We start from the raw sequence: 17,170 nt of genomic DNA, 5'->3' as shown, positions 1-17,170 counted from the left end.
AAAACACGCCCGGGCAGTTGCCCGGGCGCTTTCATTTCCTGCTCAGTATTAAAAGTTGATATTTTAAAAAATATCAGATATTTTTTACTACATGTGATGAATTTAAGATTCGCAGACACGTGGAGCTGTCGTTCATGGTGAAACCCGAAGAGGCTGGCGCAAGCCCCACTCTCTATTCCTTGGCGCATCTGACGCTGATTGGCTGTACGCCGCCCGAGTTGGTCTATATCGCCGCGCGGGCCGGTTACGATGCCGTCAGCCCCCGCTTCATTCCGATGCATGTGCCCGGTGAATTCACTCAATCTCCAATAGACAAGGCACAGGTGCATGCCACCAAAACTGCTCTCTCTACCACTGGCTTGAAAGTCCTCGATGTCGAACTTGCGCGCATAACAGAAGATGTCGATCCGCGCAGTTTTGAGCCTTCTCTTGAGATCGGTGGGGAATTGGGTGCCAAGCGCATGATCATGAGCGCGTGGACCAATACCCGCGATGATCGTGACTTCCTGATCGACGTCTATTCTGAAACCTGCGAACTGGCCGCGCCCTACGGGTTAACGGTGGACCTGGAGTTCCCAAGTTTTTCCCGCCTGCGCACTCTGGATGAGGCTCTGGATATTGTCCGCGCTTCCGATCAGCCCAACGGCGGTATCCTGGTCGACACGCTCTATCTGCACCTCAGCCGAGTGGATCTTGGAGAGCTGTTGCACGTCCCCTCGGACCTCTTTCACTTCCTGCATATCTCAGATTGCCTGCCCGGAATCGCTGATACGCGCGAAGGCATGATCCAGCTGGCCCGTGATGCAAGGCTGTACCCCGGCGAAGGCTGGATCGATTTCACCGGCATCATCGAACGGATGCCACCCGTCGACTATTCCATCGAACTGCCCAACCAAAGCCGCGTTGCCGAGTTGGGATATGAAGAACACGCGCGTCGCTGTCTCAGCCACGCCAAGCGGACATTCGGCGCGGCGCGATCTCAGCGTCGTATGACCGATGCAGCAATTCCAAAACACCAAGAGGATTATCATGGGCAAAGAGCTCACTGAGAAAGACCGCAACATGGCGGCCGATATGCTGGCGCGCGCCCGCGCTGCCATGGCCGAGATCGAGGATTGGGGTCAGGACAGGCTGGACCGCCTGTCTCAGGCCATTGCGTGGTATGCGGGGAACGAGAAGACCTTCACGCGTTTGGCCCAGCAGGGCGTGGACGAAAGCGGTATCGGAGATCGCGCAGGGCGTCCTGCGAAGCGCTTCAAGATTCACATGGTGCTGCGAGATGTCTTGCGCACACCCTCGACGGGTATCGTCGAGGTGGATGAGGAAAAAGGTCTGGTGAAATATGCCAAACCTGCCGGTGTGATCGCCTCCCTGATCCCGATGACCAACCCGGCAATGACTCCACCAGTGACCGGCGTGTCCGCCGCGAACGCCCGGAATGCGGTCGTCTTCAGCCCGCATCCGCGAACCGCCCATACCACCTTTGAAATGGTCGAGGTCATGCGTGCAGCTTGTCGTGCTGCCGGTGCCCCCGAGGACTTGTTCCAATCCATTCGCAAACCGTCGATCCCATTGACGCAACATCTGATGGAGATCTGCGACCTGACGCTGGCGACGGGTGGCAAGCCCATGGTCAAAGCAGCCTACAGCTCGGGACGTCCGGCCTATGGCGTGGGCGCGGGCAATTCGTCCATCGTCATCGATGAGACCGCAGATCTGGACATTGCCGCTCAGAACACTCGTATTTCTAAGACCTCTGACTTTGGGTCTGGCTGCTCGGCAGATGGCAACATCATCATCCAGCGCTCGGTCTACGACGATATGATCAAGGCACTTGAGGCCGAAGGTGGATATCTCTGTTCGGATGAAGAGAAGGCCATGCTCGAAGCGGCTATGTGGGATGATAGGGGCAACCGCACGTTCCCGACCATAGCTTGTCCGCCTCAGCAAACGGCCAAGGTCGCCGGGTTCTCGATCCCCGAAGATCGCAAATTCCTGATGGTTGAAAATCAGGGGCAAATCGGCCCGCAGCATAAGTTCTCCAAGGAAAAACTGACCACGTTAATGGCGCTATATCACTTCGAAACTTTCGATGATGCGCTGGAAACGGTCAGCCAGATCTACAACACCGGGGGCAAGGGCCATTCCTGCGGCATCTACAGCCACAATGACGATCACATCGACCGGTTGGCGCGTCTGGCTCCGGTCAGTCGCATGATGGTTCGACAGCCTCAGTCCAAGGCCAACGCGGGTGCGTGGACCAATGGCATGCCTATGACCAGCAGCCTTGGTTGCGGCATCTGGGGTGGCAACATCACAAATGAAAACGTCACCATGAAACACATGATGAACTACACCTGGGTCAGCCGTCCGATCCCTGAGGATCGCCCCTCGGAGCCGGACCTGTTCGGTGAATTCTACGGACAGGAGGTCGCGTGATGGACGCAAGCAAACTCGACGGTAAAACCGTCGCCGAACACATCGTTGATTTCCTCGAACGCCGTGATGTCAAGCATGTGTTCGGGCTTTGTGGCCATACAAACATCGCAGTTCTGGCTGCACTGGCCGAAAGTCCGATTGATTTTGTCACGGTGCGGCACGAACAAATCGCCAGCCACGCGGCGGACGCATATGCCCGCGTGACGGGCAAGGCCTCGGTGGTGTTGTCACACCTCTCCCCAGGTTTGACAAACTGTGCCACCGGGGTCGCCAACGCGGCGCTGGACTGTATCCCCATGGTCGTGATCGCGGGCGATATTCCCACGCATTACTATGGCAAGCATCCGCATCAGGAAGTGAACCTGCACGCAGACGCGGCCCAATGGGAGATTTATCGCCCCTTCGTCAAACGTGCTTGGCGGGTGGATCGCTCCGACCTGATGGCCGAAATCTTGGAAAAGGCGTTCCATCTGGCTGAAAGCGGTCAGCCCGGGCCGGTGCTGGTCAATGTGCCGATGGACATCTTCTCCGAGGTGATCCCCTCGGACAGCTTCGACCGTATCCGCGATAACACGCGCGCGCTCAAGAAGCCGTCGATTGACGATGAAACCGCACGTGAAATCATTGAGGCTCTGGCACAGGCCGAAAACCCGGTTGCCTATGTCGGCGGCGGTATCCTGTTGGCGCAGGCCAGTGAGGAGTTGCGAGAATTTGTTGAACATATGGGCCTTCCAGTCGCGCATTCCCTGATGGGTAAAGGCGCGTTGCGAGACGACCATCCGCTTGTGCTGGGAATGACCGGGTTTTGGGGCACCGAATTGGTCAACCAGTCCTGCTTGAATGCGGACTACATCTTTGCCGTGGGCACTCGGTTCAAAGAGGCCGATTGCTCCAGCTGGTACCCCGGCTATACGTTCAACATCCCCGGTTCCAAGGTCATTCATATCGACATTGAACCGCAGGAGATCGGCCGGAACTACCCCACCGAGATCGGAGTCGTTGCTGACGCCAAGGCCGCTTTACTAGTCCTCAACCGGGTCGCCCGCGAGATGTATCCGGAGGGCCTCCAACGCCCCGTGCTGGAGCAGAAGATCGCTGACTTTCGGACGGACTTCAAAGCGCGCAATGTGGAAATGGCGACCTCATCAGCCTTTCCGATGATGCCCGAGCGCATTCTGGCAGATGCCCGCAAGGCACTGCCTGAGGATGCCATCATCACCACGGACGTTGGGTGGAACAAGAACGGTGTCGGACAGCAATTCGATATCCTGACCCCTGGCTCAATACTGACCCCGGGCGGGTTCGCGACGATGGGTTTTGGCCCTCCGGGCGCGATCGGCGCGAAATTGGCAGCACCTGATCGAGTCGTACTAAGTTTAGTTGGCGATGGTGGCTTCGGTCAAAACCCGTCGATGCTCGCAACGGCCGTCGAACTCAATCTGGGCATCATCTGGCTGGTCATGAACAACAACGCCTTCGGAACGATCGCAGGCCTTCAAAAAGCTCATTACGGTTTGACCTATGGAACCACGTTCCCCGGATCAGCCGCAGCTCCTGCAAACGGACCGGGTTATGCAGATATTGCAAAAGCTTATGGTGCAGAAGGGCACAGGCTCAGTGCTGCTGATGAATTGTTGCCCGCATTGGAAGCGGCAATCGCCAGCGGCAAACCAACCGTTCTTGATGTCCCAATGATCAACAACCCAACACCAACCACCGGACATTGGAACATCTTGGACATATACTCGCCGGACAGGGATGTTTCGCACGTTGCCACCTAGATCAATTTGGAGTGTGCGATCCGCCTGTGCATACGGCTTTTGCCTGTAACTGTTTAACAGAAGGGCAATTGCCGCTATGCGATGGCTTAAGCTTGATGGAAAACCTTTGAGTCGCAAATGGCAAGACTCGTGCCTCGTGCTATTCTAGGGAAGTTTAAAATCAAAGGCTTAGATGTCGATGAATGGCAAAAATATGTGTCGCCCGACATTCCTTGTGGGACGACACATAGTTTTGCCATTTGGCACCCATAGTCGTTCCATTGGTGATAGACGCTTCGTTTTTTGTTGGTTCGCTATGTGCCAGTCGGTGATGGCTGATGCCGGAATCGGATTGGGCAGAGGTGGTTGGACCTGGTCGCATTTTTCATGACCTTGGGTATGCTCACTTGAGGTGCGTGCGCGTAACGACGATTTGCCGAGTTTTCTTTGGCTGAACTGGTTAGTTTGAATTTTGCCAAAACTAACGAATATCCTCGGTCACTGCTGGACAGCTGTTCACCACACTTGCCTCATGACCCAACCACCTGAAATCAGGCCACTGAGGTGTTAGTAATCCGTCCAAGCAAAGGATGGACTATGAAACGCAGATTTTCGGACGAACAGATCATTGGAATGATCAAGGAATACGAGGCTGGAGTTAAAGCACAGGAGTTGTGCCGCAAGTACGGGATCAGCGATGCAACGTTCTACAAATACAAGGCCAAGTTCGTCGGGATGAACGTGTCGGATGCCAAGAAGCTGCGTGCACTGGAGGATGAGAACAACCGCCTGAAGCGCATGCTGGCAGATGCGATGCTCGACAATGCGGCATTGAAGGATCTCGCGACAAAAAACTACTGACGCCCGATGTCAATAGACGGGCCGTGTCAGACGTGATGGATCGACACGATTTGTCTGAGCGTCGGGCGTGTGAACTGGCCGACCTGCACAGGTCTGTTTTCCAGTATCAGAAACAGGACGAGAATGACGCGGCCCTGCGCAAGCGCTTGCGCGAACTGGCGAACGAACGTCGTCGGTTCGGCTACCGGCGTTTGGGCATCCTATTGGCCAGAGAGGGCTTTGAAGTGAACCACAAGAAGCTGTTTCGTCTCTACCGTGAGGAAGGATTGGCTGTGCGCCGTCGTCGGTCGCGCAAACGAGCTTTGGGCACGCGAAGGCCTATTCTTGTGCCGGATCGGGCCAACCAGCGGTGGTCGTTGGACTTTGTGTCCGACGCCTTTGAGGATGGTCGGCGGTTCCGTGTGTTGTGCATCATGGATGACTGCACCCGAGAGGCACTGGCAACTGTCGTGGATCGTTCGTTGTCAGGCGCGCGGATGACCCGTGAACTGGATGATCTGATCCGCAGGCGTGGCCAGCCGGACATGATTGTCAGCGATAATGGAACGGAAATGACATCTCATGCCGTTCTTCGATGGTGCCAAGACACTGGCGTTGGCTGGCACTACATCGCACCAGGCAAGCCCATGCAGAACGCATTCGTGGAGAGCTTCAATGGTCGACTGCGTGACGAATGCCTGAACGAACATATCTTCGGCAATCTCGCAGAAGCCCGAAAGATCATTGAAACCTGGAGGATCGACTACAACACTCAGAGACCACACACATCGCTTGGCGGACTGGCACCGGCCGTTTACGCCAATCTCAACCGTGCCGCCCGGCCTGCTTCGCTTGAGCTACGCAAAGGCTCCGCTCAACAGGCTTTGACCGCAACCTAATCACGAGAAAAAAACAGGAACGGATTCTACATCCAAACGGCCCGGATCAAGGGGCTGGGTCAAAGATCAAATGGCATGGGCAGCTGTGGTGACAAAGAAAGAAGATCGCCACGATCTCATTGACGAGGGTAATAACTTGCTGCGGTACATCGTTAAGGAATTTGCCAAGGCTTGAAATGCCATTGTCGAAGGTACGTGAGAACAGGTCGGGCACTCAACCAGAGATCGCTTCACAATAAACCACTACTGCGATGTTTGCGGTTTGTTATGGCGCTGCAACTCGTGCGGTGGTTGCGAAAATTGGTCAAACTGGGAACTCTGCTGGTTTCAGCGCCAAGTTTTGTCGCAACTAACTTCATTGAGTCGCCTGGGGCTCTTTCTCCGGCCAAAACTCATCTACCACAACATATGCGATGATTACAAAAAAAGCGGCGCTGGCAACTTGCAATACGCGAGTGATGCTCTTGACGTCAGCCTCGTCTGAAAATGGTGCAACCGAACCGCCATATACTATCAGAGCTGTCGTAATAGCGGAACCGGCGGCGGCGGCGAGCGGGACTTTTGACTTTCCAAGTGCTCCGAGTGTTAGGCAAAAGAAAAAACACAGCAAAACGGGGGTGAGAATAACCGGAGCTATTACGTTTATTTCATAACAAATGATGGATACTGCGGCCCCAAGTAGATTTGCCGTCAGCATAGCTTTTGCAACTGTTTTGCCTGCAGCAGGCATTGCCGCAAGTTGCTGGCTCAGCAGGGCGACAAAAAACAGGACCAACAAAGCAGAAGCGCCGGAAATAAAGAACGCCATAGCAAAGGGCACTGTGACCAGAGACATCCTGACTATTCGGCGATGTGAGTCGAAGTCCGGCGATGTTGCAGCTTTCTTTTGAGGTGCCGTTTGAGGTGCAGCGGGTATCAACACGAACATCAGCGTCGATACAAAGCCTGCAAACAGCAGATTCAGTGGTATCCAATACACGAGCACCAAGGCCAGATCCTGTGATTGCAAAACCAAGTTCGGGATCATCAACGCTCCCATGAGGGCGATGACACCGGGCAATACTCCGGCACCGGAAACGGACCATATGAAAGACAGGATTATTCCAATCGCCACTAGGATCAGGAACACAACAGGATATGGTGAGAAGATTGAGGAAAGCAGGAATGAAGTGAACATCAATCCAATCGAGAAGACAAACAGCTTGCCAAACGCTGCCAAAGGCAATGCGGCAGGCGCTTGAAGAAAAAGGGCAGTGAAAACCGCTCCAATGATGGCGAGTGGCCACCCGAGAAACAGGCCCAATGCAAATACACCGGTAACACCCAGCGCAAGCCGGGTGACAGAGCGTTGGTTCTCAGTATGCATAGGAGAAGATTGAAACCACGCGGATGTAGGCGCGGCCTACGAGGTTCAGCAACGAGTTGTCGCTTAGATACATGATTACATCGGCCTGCCCGTTCAGTTGAAAGCGAAGATCGTCTTCGGCACTTCCAGCTTCATAGCCGGGTAAAACAATCCTGACCGGAAACCTTTCGGGCTCCCGCAAAAATCCCTTGGTGCTTGGCGGGCTCGCCAATTGCCCTGGCTCATCACTGCCACTCAAAGAAACAGCAGCACTAAAGCTCTCAATGACGCCCGGAACAATCTTACCTGGATGCATATCCAACACCACATCAACCGGAGACCCTATTGAAGCTCTTCCCAGATTGTTCTCGGTAAAATACGCCTCGATCCAGACGTCGGTTGCATCCAGAAACGTCAAAAGATCCTGGCCGGATCGCGCATACGTTCCGGGGGCAATCAGCAGATTAGAAATGACACCTGTCGCAGGAGCACGCAGTTCGGTCCATTCAAGGTTCAGTTCCGCATCCGCCAAGGCCGCCAGTGCGCGCTGGATTTTCGGGTTTTCAATCCCATCGTCACCAAGCCTTTGCTTTGCTTTTTCCAGATCAGCTTTTGCGTTCTCAAAGTTTGCCTCGGATTCTGCCAGTTGTCCTCGTGCATCATCGGCTTTTGAGACGGCAATCAACCCTTTCTTTTCGAGCGCAAATACACGTTCCGTCTGAATGCGCATCGTATCCAGATCGCTCTGCGCCCTTGCGAGTTTGGCTTGTGCCGCACTTACCTCTGCCGAAGACGCACCCACCTCTTGGGTTGCCGCTTCAAGATCAGCTTCCGCCTTTGAACGCTCGATTTCGTAGGGTCTGGAATCTATTCGAACCAGAACATCACCTGCCGAAACGATTTGGCCGTTTTCTACCAAGACTTCCGTTACCGTTCCGGTCACCTGAGGCACGATTTGGGTGGCCACAGCTTTTACTCTGGCGTTCCCGGTAAAAGGTGTTTTTCGATCAGCGACCAGATACCAGACAAGGAAAATCAGAATGACAGCCAGGGTTGTCCATATCGTTTTCCTCATTTCGTCGCACCTTCGACAGTGCCCTCGGCTTCAGGTGAGGTATCAATCCAAACCTTGAACAGCTCATAGAAGACAGCAAAGAGTACCGGTCCCATAAAAACGCCGATCAACCCGTACGCCATCATACCTCCGAGAACACCGATGAGGATGACCAGCATGGGAGTCTCAAGGCCTTTTGAGATGAACACGGGTCTTAGGAAACTGTCCATTATCATGACGGGAACGGCCAATATGGTGAAGATCAAAGCAGTTCCACCGGACATAGAACTCCACGCGTAGATAATAACTGGTATCAGAACCAGTCCGGGCCCGATTTGGATAATTGAGAGTATGAGGCAGATAAATGCCAGCGTGGCGGCCGAAGAAATCCCAAACAATGCCAACAGTATCCAAACGAAAACTGCCTGAATGGCTGCTACGCCAATCACGCCTTTTGTAACGTTTCGGATCGTTGCGCCTGCCAGTGTCACGAATTCACCGCCGCGCGGCGCAAAGACACGGTTGGCAAAGCGCTGAAGACCCTGGACCAAATTTGGCCCGGGGCTGAACAATGCCCCCATAATCAACACGGACAGAGCTAAGCCAAGAAGCCCGATACCAATGCCCAACACCTTTCCGAAGAGCGATTTGGTGATTTCAAGGATTTGCGCGCCGTATTTTGCAAGCGCACCGTCCAGATTCCGTTCAAACATACTCCAGACATCGGCAATCTTGCTTCCGATCAGTGGTAGTTCCTTGATCCCCTCAGGGGCAGGGGGGATTTTCAACTCACCCTTGTCTGCTTGTTCCGCAAACTCGGACCCTAGTTCAGCAGCCCCGGACACCGCAGTTGCGACTGGCCCGAGGGTCAGAACAAGGCCCAACAAAACCAAGATCGTTGTGGCAAGTTTTTTCCGCCCTCCCAGCTTGGACTGGAGCCAATCAAATGCCGGGTAAAGCGCCACACAGAGGATCGTTGCCCAGATAACCACGCTCGCAAGCGGGGCCACCATAACCAGGGCGCTGTAGAGGAATAGTCCAAGAAATAGCAATCGTATCGCTAGATCGACAATCTTCGCGTCCTGAGTCTTTTCCATTCCATCCCTCCGTGAACTTTTTTTGAATGTTACACTCAAAAAATCTAATATGTATATTTTTTTAGAATTTAGTGGTCATCTATCAGCTTGAAGACACAAATTAATCCGGGCCACGGCTTGAGATGCCCAGTCAAATCAATGCCTGGGCATGAGTTCGGGTTGGCCAAATTGGGATAATCTACTTGTCCGCTTTTTTGTCGTCTTGGGACAAGATTGTATCCGCCACTGTGGTTGCTGCAGTCACGAAGACACCGAGTCCTACAATGATGTATACCATCGTAAAGATCTTCCCTGCCGCGGTTTCGGGTGAGAAGTCACCAAACCCTACGGTCGAAATGGTCACGACAGAAAAGTAGATTGAGTCGAGCCAACTCCAACCTTCGACAAAGTGGTAGAAGACCGAGGCCCATAAAATCATTCCGACTGTAAAGGCAAGAAGGCCTTTCACTCTACCATCCTTGAAAGCAACGCCAATCCCACGTGTGATTCTAGTTAGCGAATTCATTGTGTCCCCATCGTTTGAATAATTCACATATAACAGTAATTAGATGGATGTGAGAATTGAAGTATTTTAGCCGCCACTAGTTTGGTTGGGAGTCGGGTCGCAGTAATCAAAGCTAATGCAATGTGCCCGTTTACGAATCGTTAAACGCGTTTCAAGCCAGCTATTTTGAAACTGGGTCAGCAGCACATCCTAAATTTAGTCCTTTAACCGTTTCTTAGCCGCCCGACCAATTCCGCAAGAGCAGTCGGCTAAATGGTCAAGGTCATTTAGGGTTCAGCAAAATGAGAAGCCACATATTCCATTAACATGATGCTTTAATGGTCTAGTCTGCCCAAAAAAGGAATCAGAACCTTAGGAGAAAAGCGTGCGGTTCATCACAAAAGGTGTCATGGTTTGTTGCGCTGTCGCGTTCGTCGCGGTTGTTGTGGCATGGCTTTTCCTGTCCTCTGCGTTGTTTTCTTCTGTCAGAGCCACTTTTGTTGAAAACCTGATCTCGAAGAAACTTGGTCAGGACGTGTTAATCGATGATGAAGTGCGTCTAGGCCTTGGTCGGCAACTGCATGTATCAGCAGCGGGATTGGTACTACCCGGCGCGATCAGAGCCGAAGCGAATCTGGCAGCAATCGACAAACTTGAGTTCAAAATTTCTGCCCGCGACCTTTGGAACAGAAAATTGTCGCTGAGTGAGCTTTCTCTCTCGGGTGTTCACCTCAACTTGATCACGGACAAAGACGGTGTCGGAAACTGGCAGTCCGCTTCCCAAACGGGCGCCAGAGCCGGGGATCCGGCCAAACCTGCAAACCTGTCTGTGGCTGGAATTCTAACGGACCACAAAATTGACCTGACCGACGTCACCGTTCTTTACCAGAACGATCTAAACGGGCTTGGTCTGGATCTGCAGCTTCCTGAGCTGAATTTAAAGCGTGATACGGAAACCGACGTTGTGACCGCGGTTGGGGCTGGTGCACTAAACGGAGAGAAGTTTACTCTGAACGCGAGCATTCCTGCGGACGACTCGTTTCAGGTCGCGGTGAACTTCGATCAGATTGCGATTGCCGCCGAGGAAGTCCCTCAAGAGAACGGGCTACAAGTGAATACGACCATAGAGGTTGCCGAACTTGGTCAGCTTCTTGATATCCTGAAACTCAATCGCGTTCTGGAGGGTTCAGGGAGTATTGGTGCAGCATTCAAATCAGTCGACGGCGTAGCCCGGATTGATGACCTGGCTGTATTGACTGAATTGGATGGTGGGCAAAGCCTTTCGCTGACGGGACAAATCGGAGAGTTGGGAAACCCAGAAGACGTATCCCTAACAACCCGAATTAGGTTGTACCCAGAAGATGCGGAACCAGCCCCAGCCGCCTCGCGGTATGATCTTAAACTTATCGCAGTCGACATGGTTATCGACAGCGTGCCTGGGCAGGTGCCGCAGCGACAAATGGTCATTAAGACCAACGGTTTCACGTTGGACACGTCCGGCGAAGGCCCGCCCCCGATTAAGTTCTCCGAGCTTTCCAGAACACCAGAAGGCGCTTTAAAAGTCGGAAACATCAACCTTAGAATTGGCAACCCAGCCGATCCGTTTATCATTTTGAACGGTTCGGTCGATGACGCGCTTCAGTTGCAAGGCATTTCAGCAGAAGGCCTAGTGGATATACCGGCAAGCAGTTTGATCTCGCCAGAATTGTTGGGACCAGACGACCAGCTTGGCAGGTTTTCCGGTAACTTCCATTTGAACGGCGACATCAATCAGCTTTCGCTGACGAACTTGGATGGAAAGACAAGCGATACAGACGTCTGGAACCTTGAGGTGCATGGCACTGTCGAGAATGTACTCAAATTCGAGGACCTGGATTTGGCAATTGATGTCGCAGTTCCATCCGGAGCGGATCTTTTGCAGGCACTATCGCTTGAACGTGTGGAAACCGGGCAGGCTCGCCTTGAAATCAATCTTGTTAGCGAAGGCACTGATTGGAACGCGAGTGCCAATGTTGAGGTCGCCGACTCTATCTTGCAGATTATGGCCGATCTTGATAATGCAACAAGCGACCCGGTGCTGCAGGGTTCCATTGAGAGTGACCTGATAATGATAGATCAGATCCGAACTATCATTCAGGCTGCCGCACAGTTGCGGAAATTAGGCGGCCCAAATCCGGAAGAGAAAGAACCTAAGAAAGAAGACGAGGGCAACCAAGGCGCGTTAAGAGATGTAACGCTTAAACCTATCGGGCGCTCAATTCTCTTGTCCGGCATGGATATGGATGTCGACGTTGACCTTCGGCACATCGAAGGTGCCAAGGGCATCAGCAGTCTGCAGAGCGAAGTGACGCTCAACAAAAACGCGCTTAAGGCAGGACCACTGAAGTTTGAATACGGAGGCGCTCATTTCGACGTCAGTGGGCAAATAGATCTATCGAACGACACACATCTGCTCACGTTGACCGGCAAGGCAGGTGGCTGGCAACTGGATGAAATTCTTCACAGCCTGAACTTCAAAAAGGGCGCAAGCGGTACAATCTATGCAGATTTTTCGGTGACCGGCGGAACCGATTCAGTTAAGCATTTTGCCAATAGCATGAGCGGCAATGCCACAGTTTCAATGCGTGATGGCTCGATCGAGACCCAGCTTTTAGATCTGGCAGGATTGGGGGTGCTACCTTGGGTGTTTACCAAAAAGAAACAGAAGGTTGCTCCAATTGTATGTTTGCGCGCGCCGATTAGTATTTCAAATGGAAGTATTTCGACGAAACAAACCACATTGGAGACAGATCATGTCCAAGTCGTCGTCTTTGGCGGTGTTAATGTGGCGGGCAAGGTTTTGGACCTAAATCTGCAGCCCCGCAAGATTGGCGAACCTCTTTCGAAGAGCCCTTGGCCCGTGACCTTGAAGGGTCCACTAGCAAAGCCGAATATAAAGGTCAAAGACGGTCCGAAGCGGCTGAAACGATCGGATGGTGCGGACAAAATGCCGGCAAGAAGACAGCTTTGCGTTCCGGACATTTTACAACTGCAGTAGTGGCGGAGGCAGTCGATAAAAGACCATTCTTAAAGTTCAAAAAGAATGGCATCGCTTTCTGAAAGCGATTTTTGCTTTGGGTTTTCTCTCGATATATTCCGCACGTTAGGCGAATAGAGACTCTCGTGGAGTTCAGCGGACATGATGGAAGACCTTTGAGACGCAAATGGAAAAACGTGTGCTCTGTTGAAATGGTAGCTAAAGCGAAATCAATAGCTTAGTTAAGCGTGAGTGGCAAAACTATGTGTCGCCCGACACTTTGAATCCATTGGAAAAATCGGCGGTTTTTACCAGCTACCCGCCAACATACCCACCTACCGATTTGAATGGCTGCACGAAGATTGTGTTCCCAACCATCGCGATTTCTCTCCGCAGCCTTCGATGAATCCGATCAAGTAGCGCCCGTGATATGCCCTTGAGTTTCCACGCGATCTTATGGACACAAATCAAGGTTTGGATAAGTACCTGGGTTGATTAAGACTGGCCATTAGGGTCAGAATTCAAAGCCAAAAAGATGACGGTAGCCGCCCGTGCGATGGCTGAGAGGAAGACCTTTGGGCACCTGTCGTATCGGGTTGCCACACGTCGCCAATCTTTCAACCTTCCGAACATGATCTCGTATCACTGCCCGACAGTGCATTGCACAGCAATGTCACGAGAGGGGGGTTGTGACTATGTAGCGACGCTTGTCGTACTTCACCGCTTTTTTTGGCTGCTTCCGGCTTGGGATGCACATGCGTATCCCTTTGTCTTTCAACGTTTCCCGGAACTAATCAGCGTCATATCCGCGATCTCCGAGCAGCCATTCGACATCTGGCAGGCTGCTCAACAATGCTCGTGCGCCGATGTAATCACTCATCTGCCCAGGCGTCACAAACATGTTGAGTGGGCGCCCCCTGCCGTCGCGGATGACACGCCGTTTGGTGGTCATGCCGCCCTTGGTTCGGCCCCTCTCGGCAGCATCCTTCGGATGCGCCTGCCAGGCAGTGAATCAGGTGTCCACGCCCCCTTTTTGACGCTCATGCTGGTCGCTGTGCGGTGCGCCTTCAGGTAGGTCGCGTCCACTGCCCGGCAGTCGAAACGCAGTTTCGATGAGAGGGGATCATCACGGTCTTATCTTCTCCGTGCTCAGCGGCCAATCCGGCCATCATCCGCGCAAAGATGCCCTTGTGGCTCCAACGTTTCCAGCGGTTGTAGAGCGTCTTATGCGGGCCGTATTCCTTCGGCGCATCGCGCCAGCGCAAACCATTGCGATTAATGAAGACTATCCCGCTCAACACCCGCCGGTCATCGACGCGGAATTTGCCATGAGACTTTGGCAAGAAGGGCTCAAGACGCGCCATCTGGGCGTCGGTCAGCCAAAACAGATCAGACATGTTCACCGCCCGTTTTTCGAACCGTGAGTCACGCAACCCCGCTGAAATCAATGGGTCCTGACCCTAGCTCGAGATCTCGACCCGACATTCGAGACCACCGAGGGTACTGGAAGCGCCCAAAATCAGATGGGTGTCATAAGCTTTCAGCAAATCGACTGCTATCGTCAGTCCTAGCCCGCTGCCGGTGACCGATGTGTCCAAACGACCGCCGGACCGAAGTGCATCGCGGCGGGCGTCTTCCGGAATCCCGGGGCCGTCGTCTTCGATGCTGATTTCGATGCAACCGGGGTTGCGCTTGGCCGTCAAGCGTACACTTTTCCGGCACCACTTGACTGCGTTGTCCAGCAAGTTGCCCAACACCTCTTCAATATCTTGTGCATCCATGCGTACCCAGAGACCGGGGTCACGCACGATCTGCAGAGATTTGCCTTCGCGATCCGCTATTGTTGCAAACAGCCGTTCCAGCCTGTCGATAGCGTTTGTCAAATCCGTTCTCGAATGGGTTAAGTCCGCGGTATGCAAGGCTCTCAATCTGGCGAGAGATCGGCTCAATTGAGCATCGATCCGGTCCAACGCCTCCCGCGCGGTGCCCGTTGCAACTCCTGCGCCGGAAAGCGTTTCCAGTTCGTTCCGCAAAATTGTGGCAGGAGTTTTCAAAGCGTGGGCCAAGTCGGCTGCCTGACGGCGAGATCCTGACACGATCTCACGATTCCGACGCAGAAGTTTGTTCAGGTCTTCAACCAGTGGAGCGACCTCTTCCGGATAATCAGCTGGTCTGAGATCTTCATCCTGATCCCAGCGATGCGCGACATCGGAACGCAATCTTCTTAAAGGCCCAAGTATGATAGTCATCAATAGAAGAGATCCGGCCACCCCTATCAGACCGACAAGGGCAAATACGGGCAATAGGCTTTGTTGTGCGGCACGGCGTTCGGCGGCAAGTTGAACCCGACTTTCGGCGACACTTACGCCCCAGACAGAGCCGTCTTCGTACGTGATTTTTTGAAAGGCACTGCGCAGGACCTCACCTTCGGGGCCATTCGTAGTCCACAGCGTTGGCGTATCTGGGTTGCCGGAAGGCTCGGCGATAACTTCGTCAAACAGTGACGCAGACGTAAAGATTTCTCCTTCGTCGTTGCTAACTTGCCAGTATCTACCAGAGTATGGAGAACTGTAAGCCGGATCGAACATCAGATCCCGGAGTGAATCGGGGCTTTGGGTGGTGACGCTCAATCCCACTACAAGCTGTGTGTGGCGGTCCAACAAAGCAGTGTCGAAGCGATCTGATACGCGGTTGTTGATGTAAGAAAAGACGGCAAGTGTACCTAATCCAACAGACACGGCTCCGGATGCAAAGCCTCCTAACAATGCCCGTTGACGCAGTGACAACATCAGGCAGAGTCAATCATATATCCGCGGCCCCGTACCGTTGTAATCAAGTCGGAGCCAAGTTTTTTGCGCAGACGGGTTATGAAGACTGCAATGGTATTGGAATCCCGGTCGCCGTCGTATTCATAGATATGTTCAGAAAGCTCGGTTCTTGAAATCATGCGCCCGGCATTGAGGGCCAGATAGGTAAACACAGCGATTTCCTGAGCCGTTAGATCGATCGGAACGCCATCAACCGTCACTCGCCCGTTGCGCGTATCCAGAACGACGTTACCCATCTCGATCACCGGGTTCAACTGGCCACTTTGCCGCCGCAAAATGGCGCGGACCCGGGCCGCCAGTTCTGGCATGTGGAACGGTTTGGTCATGTAGTCGTCCGCACCGGCATCAAGCCCGTCGACACGCTCACTCCAGCCATCGCGGGCGGTAAGTATCAGAACCGGGGTTTGCACGCCCGAACCACGCCACTCGCGCAGCACCGAGATACCGTCCCGTTCCGGCAGGCCGATATCCAGAATGATCACGTCGTACGGTTCGGTCGCGCCCAGATGTAACGCGTCGAGACCGTTGTTTACCACATCCACTACGCGACCTTCGGCATTCAACAGCTTTTTGATCTGATCGCAGAGGTGCGGTTCATCTTCTGCAAGCAAAACTCTCATGCACCAGCACTATATGCGCGTGTCTCGAAGTTTAAACATCATCTTTTTCCGCCGCTGTTTCCCCCGCCATTGCCGCCGGAGTTTCCACCACCGTTGCCGCCGCTGTTTCCCCCGCCATTGCCGCCGGAGTTTCCACCACCGTTGCCACCGCCATTACCGCCGGAGTTTCCGCCACCGTTGCCGCCGCTGTTTCCCCCGCCGTTACCGCCGGAGTTTCCGCCACCGTTACCACCGCTGTTACCGTTGCCGCCACGGTTTCCATTGATGCCATTGTTCGCCGACTTCCCTTGCGATGCAGCAGCAGGATTGCCTGGCGCTGTCTTGGCAGCTTCAGTTACCTGCCGCCCAACACTTGACCGATTGGGTACAACAACACCAGTTTTTGCATTGACGATAACGCTGATTATCTTTCCATTCGGCTTTTTGACCAGAATTCGATAATAGACTTCATCTGTCTGAAAGGCACGCGCATTAACTGGGGTGCCGCCAAAAACTCGCTCTACACCCTTGATAACCTTTTTAAGCCGAATGGCTTGTCCCGAACTTGTCGCCTTGCGTAACTCCGCCTGCTTCAGTTCGCGGGCAGCCGCATCGCTTTCTCCGGGCTGGAGAACCGCGAAAAGGCAGGCAAGGATCAAAAGCTTTTTCATCTTCGGTACTTTTTACGGCGCTGACGCCCGATCAACCTAACGAAGGTTACATGAACCGTTGATGAACGACCAGTTTCCCGTGGGTTCAACATCAATGGGGTTAGATGACAAAAACTAGGACAAGAACCCGGCAAGGAC

Annotated in this window: 12 protein-coding genes and 1 pseudogene; 5 read left to right on the top strand and 8 right to left on the bottom strand. The window is 53.4% G+C overall.

What is annotated here, in order from left to right:
* Positions 1-134 precede the first annotated feature (134 nt).
* The 4 genes from GS611_RS08470 to GS611_RS08455 all read left to right on the top strand — a co-directional run bounded on the left by GS611_RS08470 (position 135) and on the right by GS611_RS08455 (position 5,938).
* A complete protein-coding gene (locus GS611_RS08470) occupies positions 135-1,049 on the top strand; it encodes a sugar phosphate isomerase/epimerase (protein WP_171634638.1) in 915 nt (304 codons plus the stop codon).
* Positions 1,030-2,439 (top strand): aldehyde dehydrogenase family protein, encoded by a 1,410-nt coding sequence (locus GS611_RS08465; RefSeq protein ID WP_171634635.1) that lies wholly within the window; start codon positions 1,030-1,032, stop codon positions 2,437-2,439. The genes GS611_RS08470 and GS611_RS08465 overlap by 20 nt, the downstream gene beginning before the upstream one ends.
* The gene (locus GS611_RS08460) at positions 2,439-4,220 is read left to right on the top strand and encodes a thiamine pyrophosphate-binding protein (protein ID WP_171634632.1); all 1,782 of its coding nucleotides are present in this window, start codon (positions 2,439-2,441) and stop codon (positions 4,218-4,220) included. Before GS611_RS08465 ends, GS611_RS08460 begins: the two co-directional genes overlap by 1 nt.
* Positions 4,221-4,796: 576 nt before the next feature.
* A protein-coding gene (locus GS611_RS08455) for an IS3 family transposase (protein ID WP_171634630.1) occupies positions 4,797-5,938 on the top strand; the annotation gives its coding sequence in 2 pieces (ribosomal slippage) (positions 4,797-5,043 and positions 5,043-5,938; 1,143 coding nt in all).
* A gap of 355 nt (positions 5,939-6,293) precedes the next feature.
* Here the strand turns inward: GS611_RS08455 and GS611_RS08450 are convergent.
* From GS611_RS08450 to GS611_RS08435, 4 genes are all read right to left on the bottom strand, one after another.
* Positions 6,294-7,304 carry a DUF2955 domain-containing protein gene (locus GS611_RS08450; RefSeq protein WP_171634627.1) on the bottom strand — a complete coding sequence of 337 codons (1,011 nt, stop codon included), beginning with the start codon at positions 7,302-7,304 and terminating at the stop codon, positions 6,294-6,296.
* Positions 7,294-8,250: an HlyD family secretion protein gene (locus GS611_RS08445; RefSeq protein ID WP_171634624.1), complete on the bottom strand. Its 957-nt coding sequence runs from the start codon at positions 8,248-8,250 to the stop codon at positions 7,294-7,296. The genes GS611_RS08450 and GS611_RS08445 overlap by 11 nt, the downstream gene beginning before the upstream one ends.
* A gap of 104 nt (positions 8,251-8,354) precedes the next feature.
* Entirely contained in the window at positions 8,355-9,434 is a 1,080-nt protein-coding gene (locus GS611_RS08440) for an AI-2E family transporter (RefSeq protein ID WP_171634622.1), read from the bottom strand.
* A gap of 178 nt (positions 9,435-9,612) precedes the next feature.
* Positions 9,613-9,882, bottom strand: coding sequence for a potassium channel family protein (locus tag GS611_RS08435; RefSeq protein WP_348539722.1), 270 nt, complete (start codon positions 9,880-9,882; stop codon positions 9,613-9,615).
* A gap of 421 nt (positions 9,883-10,303) precedes the next feature.
* Between GS611_RS08435 and GS611_RS21285 the strand changes: the two genes are divergently transcribed.
* The gene (locus GS611_RS21285; protein WP_171634617.1) at positions 10,304-12,955 is read left to right on the top strand and encodes an AsmA family protein; all 2,652 of its coding nucleotides are present in this window, start codon (positions 10,304-10,306) and stop codon (positions 12,953-12,955) included.
* Between the two features lie 474 nt (positions 12,956-13,429).
* Here the strand turns inward: GS611_RS21285 and GS611_RS08425 are convergent.
* From GS611_RS08425 to GS611_RS21000, 4 genes and pseudogenes are all read right to left on the bottom strand, one after another.
* Positions 13,430-14,331, bottom strand: a pseudogene (locus GS611_RS08425) (IS5 family transposase).
* A gap of 63 nt (positions 14,332-14,394) precedes the next feature.
* Positions 14,395-15,723: a sensor histidine kinase gene (locus tag GS611_RS08420; protein WP_171634614.1), complete on the bottom strand. Its 1,329-nt coding sequence runs from the start codon at positions 15,721-15,723 to the stop codon at positions 14,395-14,397.
* Positions 15,723-16,382 (bottom strand): response regulator transcription factor, encoded by a 660-nt coding sequence (locus GS611_RS08415; RefSeq protein ID WP_171634612.1) that lies wholly within the window; start codon positions 16,380-16,382, stop codon positions 15,723-15,725. Before GS611_RS08415 ends, GS611_RS08420 begins: the two co-directional genes overlap by 1 nt.
* Positions 16,383-16,420: 38 nt before the next feature.
* On the bottom strand, positions 16,421-17,032 hold the full coding sequence (locus GS611_RS21000; RefSeq protein ID WP_216598220.1) for a hypothetical protein: 612 nt from the start codon (positions 17,030-17,032) through the stop codon (positions 16,421-16,423).
* Positions 17,033-17,170: the final 138 nt, after the last annotated feature.

Source organism: Ruegeria sp. HKCCD6119, from assembly GCF_013110585.1.
Taxonomy (GTDB): domain Bacteria; phylum Pseudomonadota; class Alphaproteobacteria; order Rhodobacterales; family Rhodobacteraceae; genus Ruegeria.
The sequence above is the reverse complement of the archived record's forward strand: the minus strand, read 5'-3'. Positions and strand labels throughout refer to the sequence as shown.

What these genes read in the sequence shown, in the direction of transcription:
- GS611_RS08460 (WP_171634632.1), top strand. Translation starts at nt 2,439, where the DNA reads ATGGACGCAAGCAAACTCGACGGTAAAACCGTCGCCGAACACATCGTT.
- GS611_RS08470 (WP_171634638.1), top strand. Translation starts at nt 135, where the DNA reads ATGGTGAAACCCGAAGAGGCTGGCGCAAGCCCCACTCTCTATTCCTTG.
- GS611_RS08415 (WP_171634612.1), bottom strand. Translation starts at nt 16,382, where the DNA reads ATGAGAGTTTTGCTTGCAGAAGATGAACCGCACCTCTGCGATCAGATC.
- GS611_RS08465 (WP_171634635.1), top strand. Translation starts at nt 1,030, where the DNA reads ATGGGCAAAGAGCTCACTGAGAAAGACCGCAACATGGCGGCCGATATG.
- GS611_RS08440 (WP_171634622.1), bottom strand. Translation starts at nt 9,434, where the DNA reads ATGGAAAAGACTCAGGACGCGAAGATTGTCGATCTAGCGATACGATTG.
- GS611_RS08450 (WP_171634627.1), bottom strand. Translation starts at nt 7,304, where the DNA reads ATGCATACTGAGAACCAACGCTCTGTCACCCGGCTTGCGCTGGGTGTT.
- GS611_RS08420 (WP_171634614.1), bottom strand. Translation starts at nt 15,723, where the DNA reads ATGTTGTCACTGCGTCAACGGGCATTGTTAGGAGGCTTTGCATCCGGA.
- GS611_RS21000 (WP_216598220.1), bottom strand. Translation starts at nt 17,032, where the DNA reads ATGAAAAAGCTTTTGATCCTTGCCTGCCTTTTCGCGGTTCTCCAGCCC.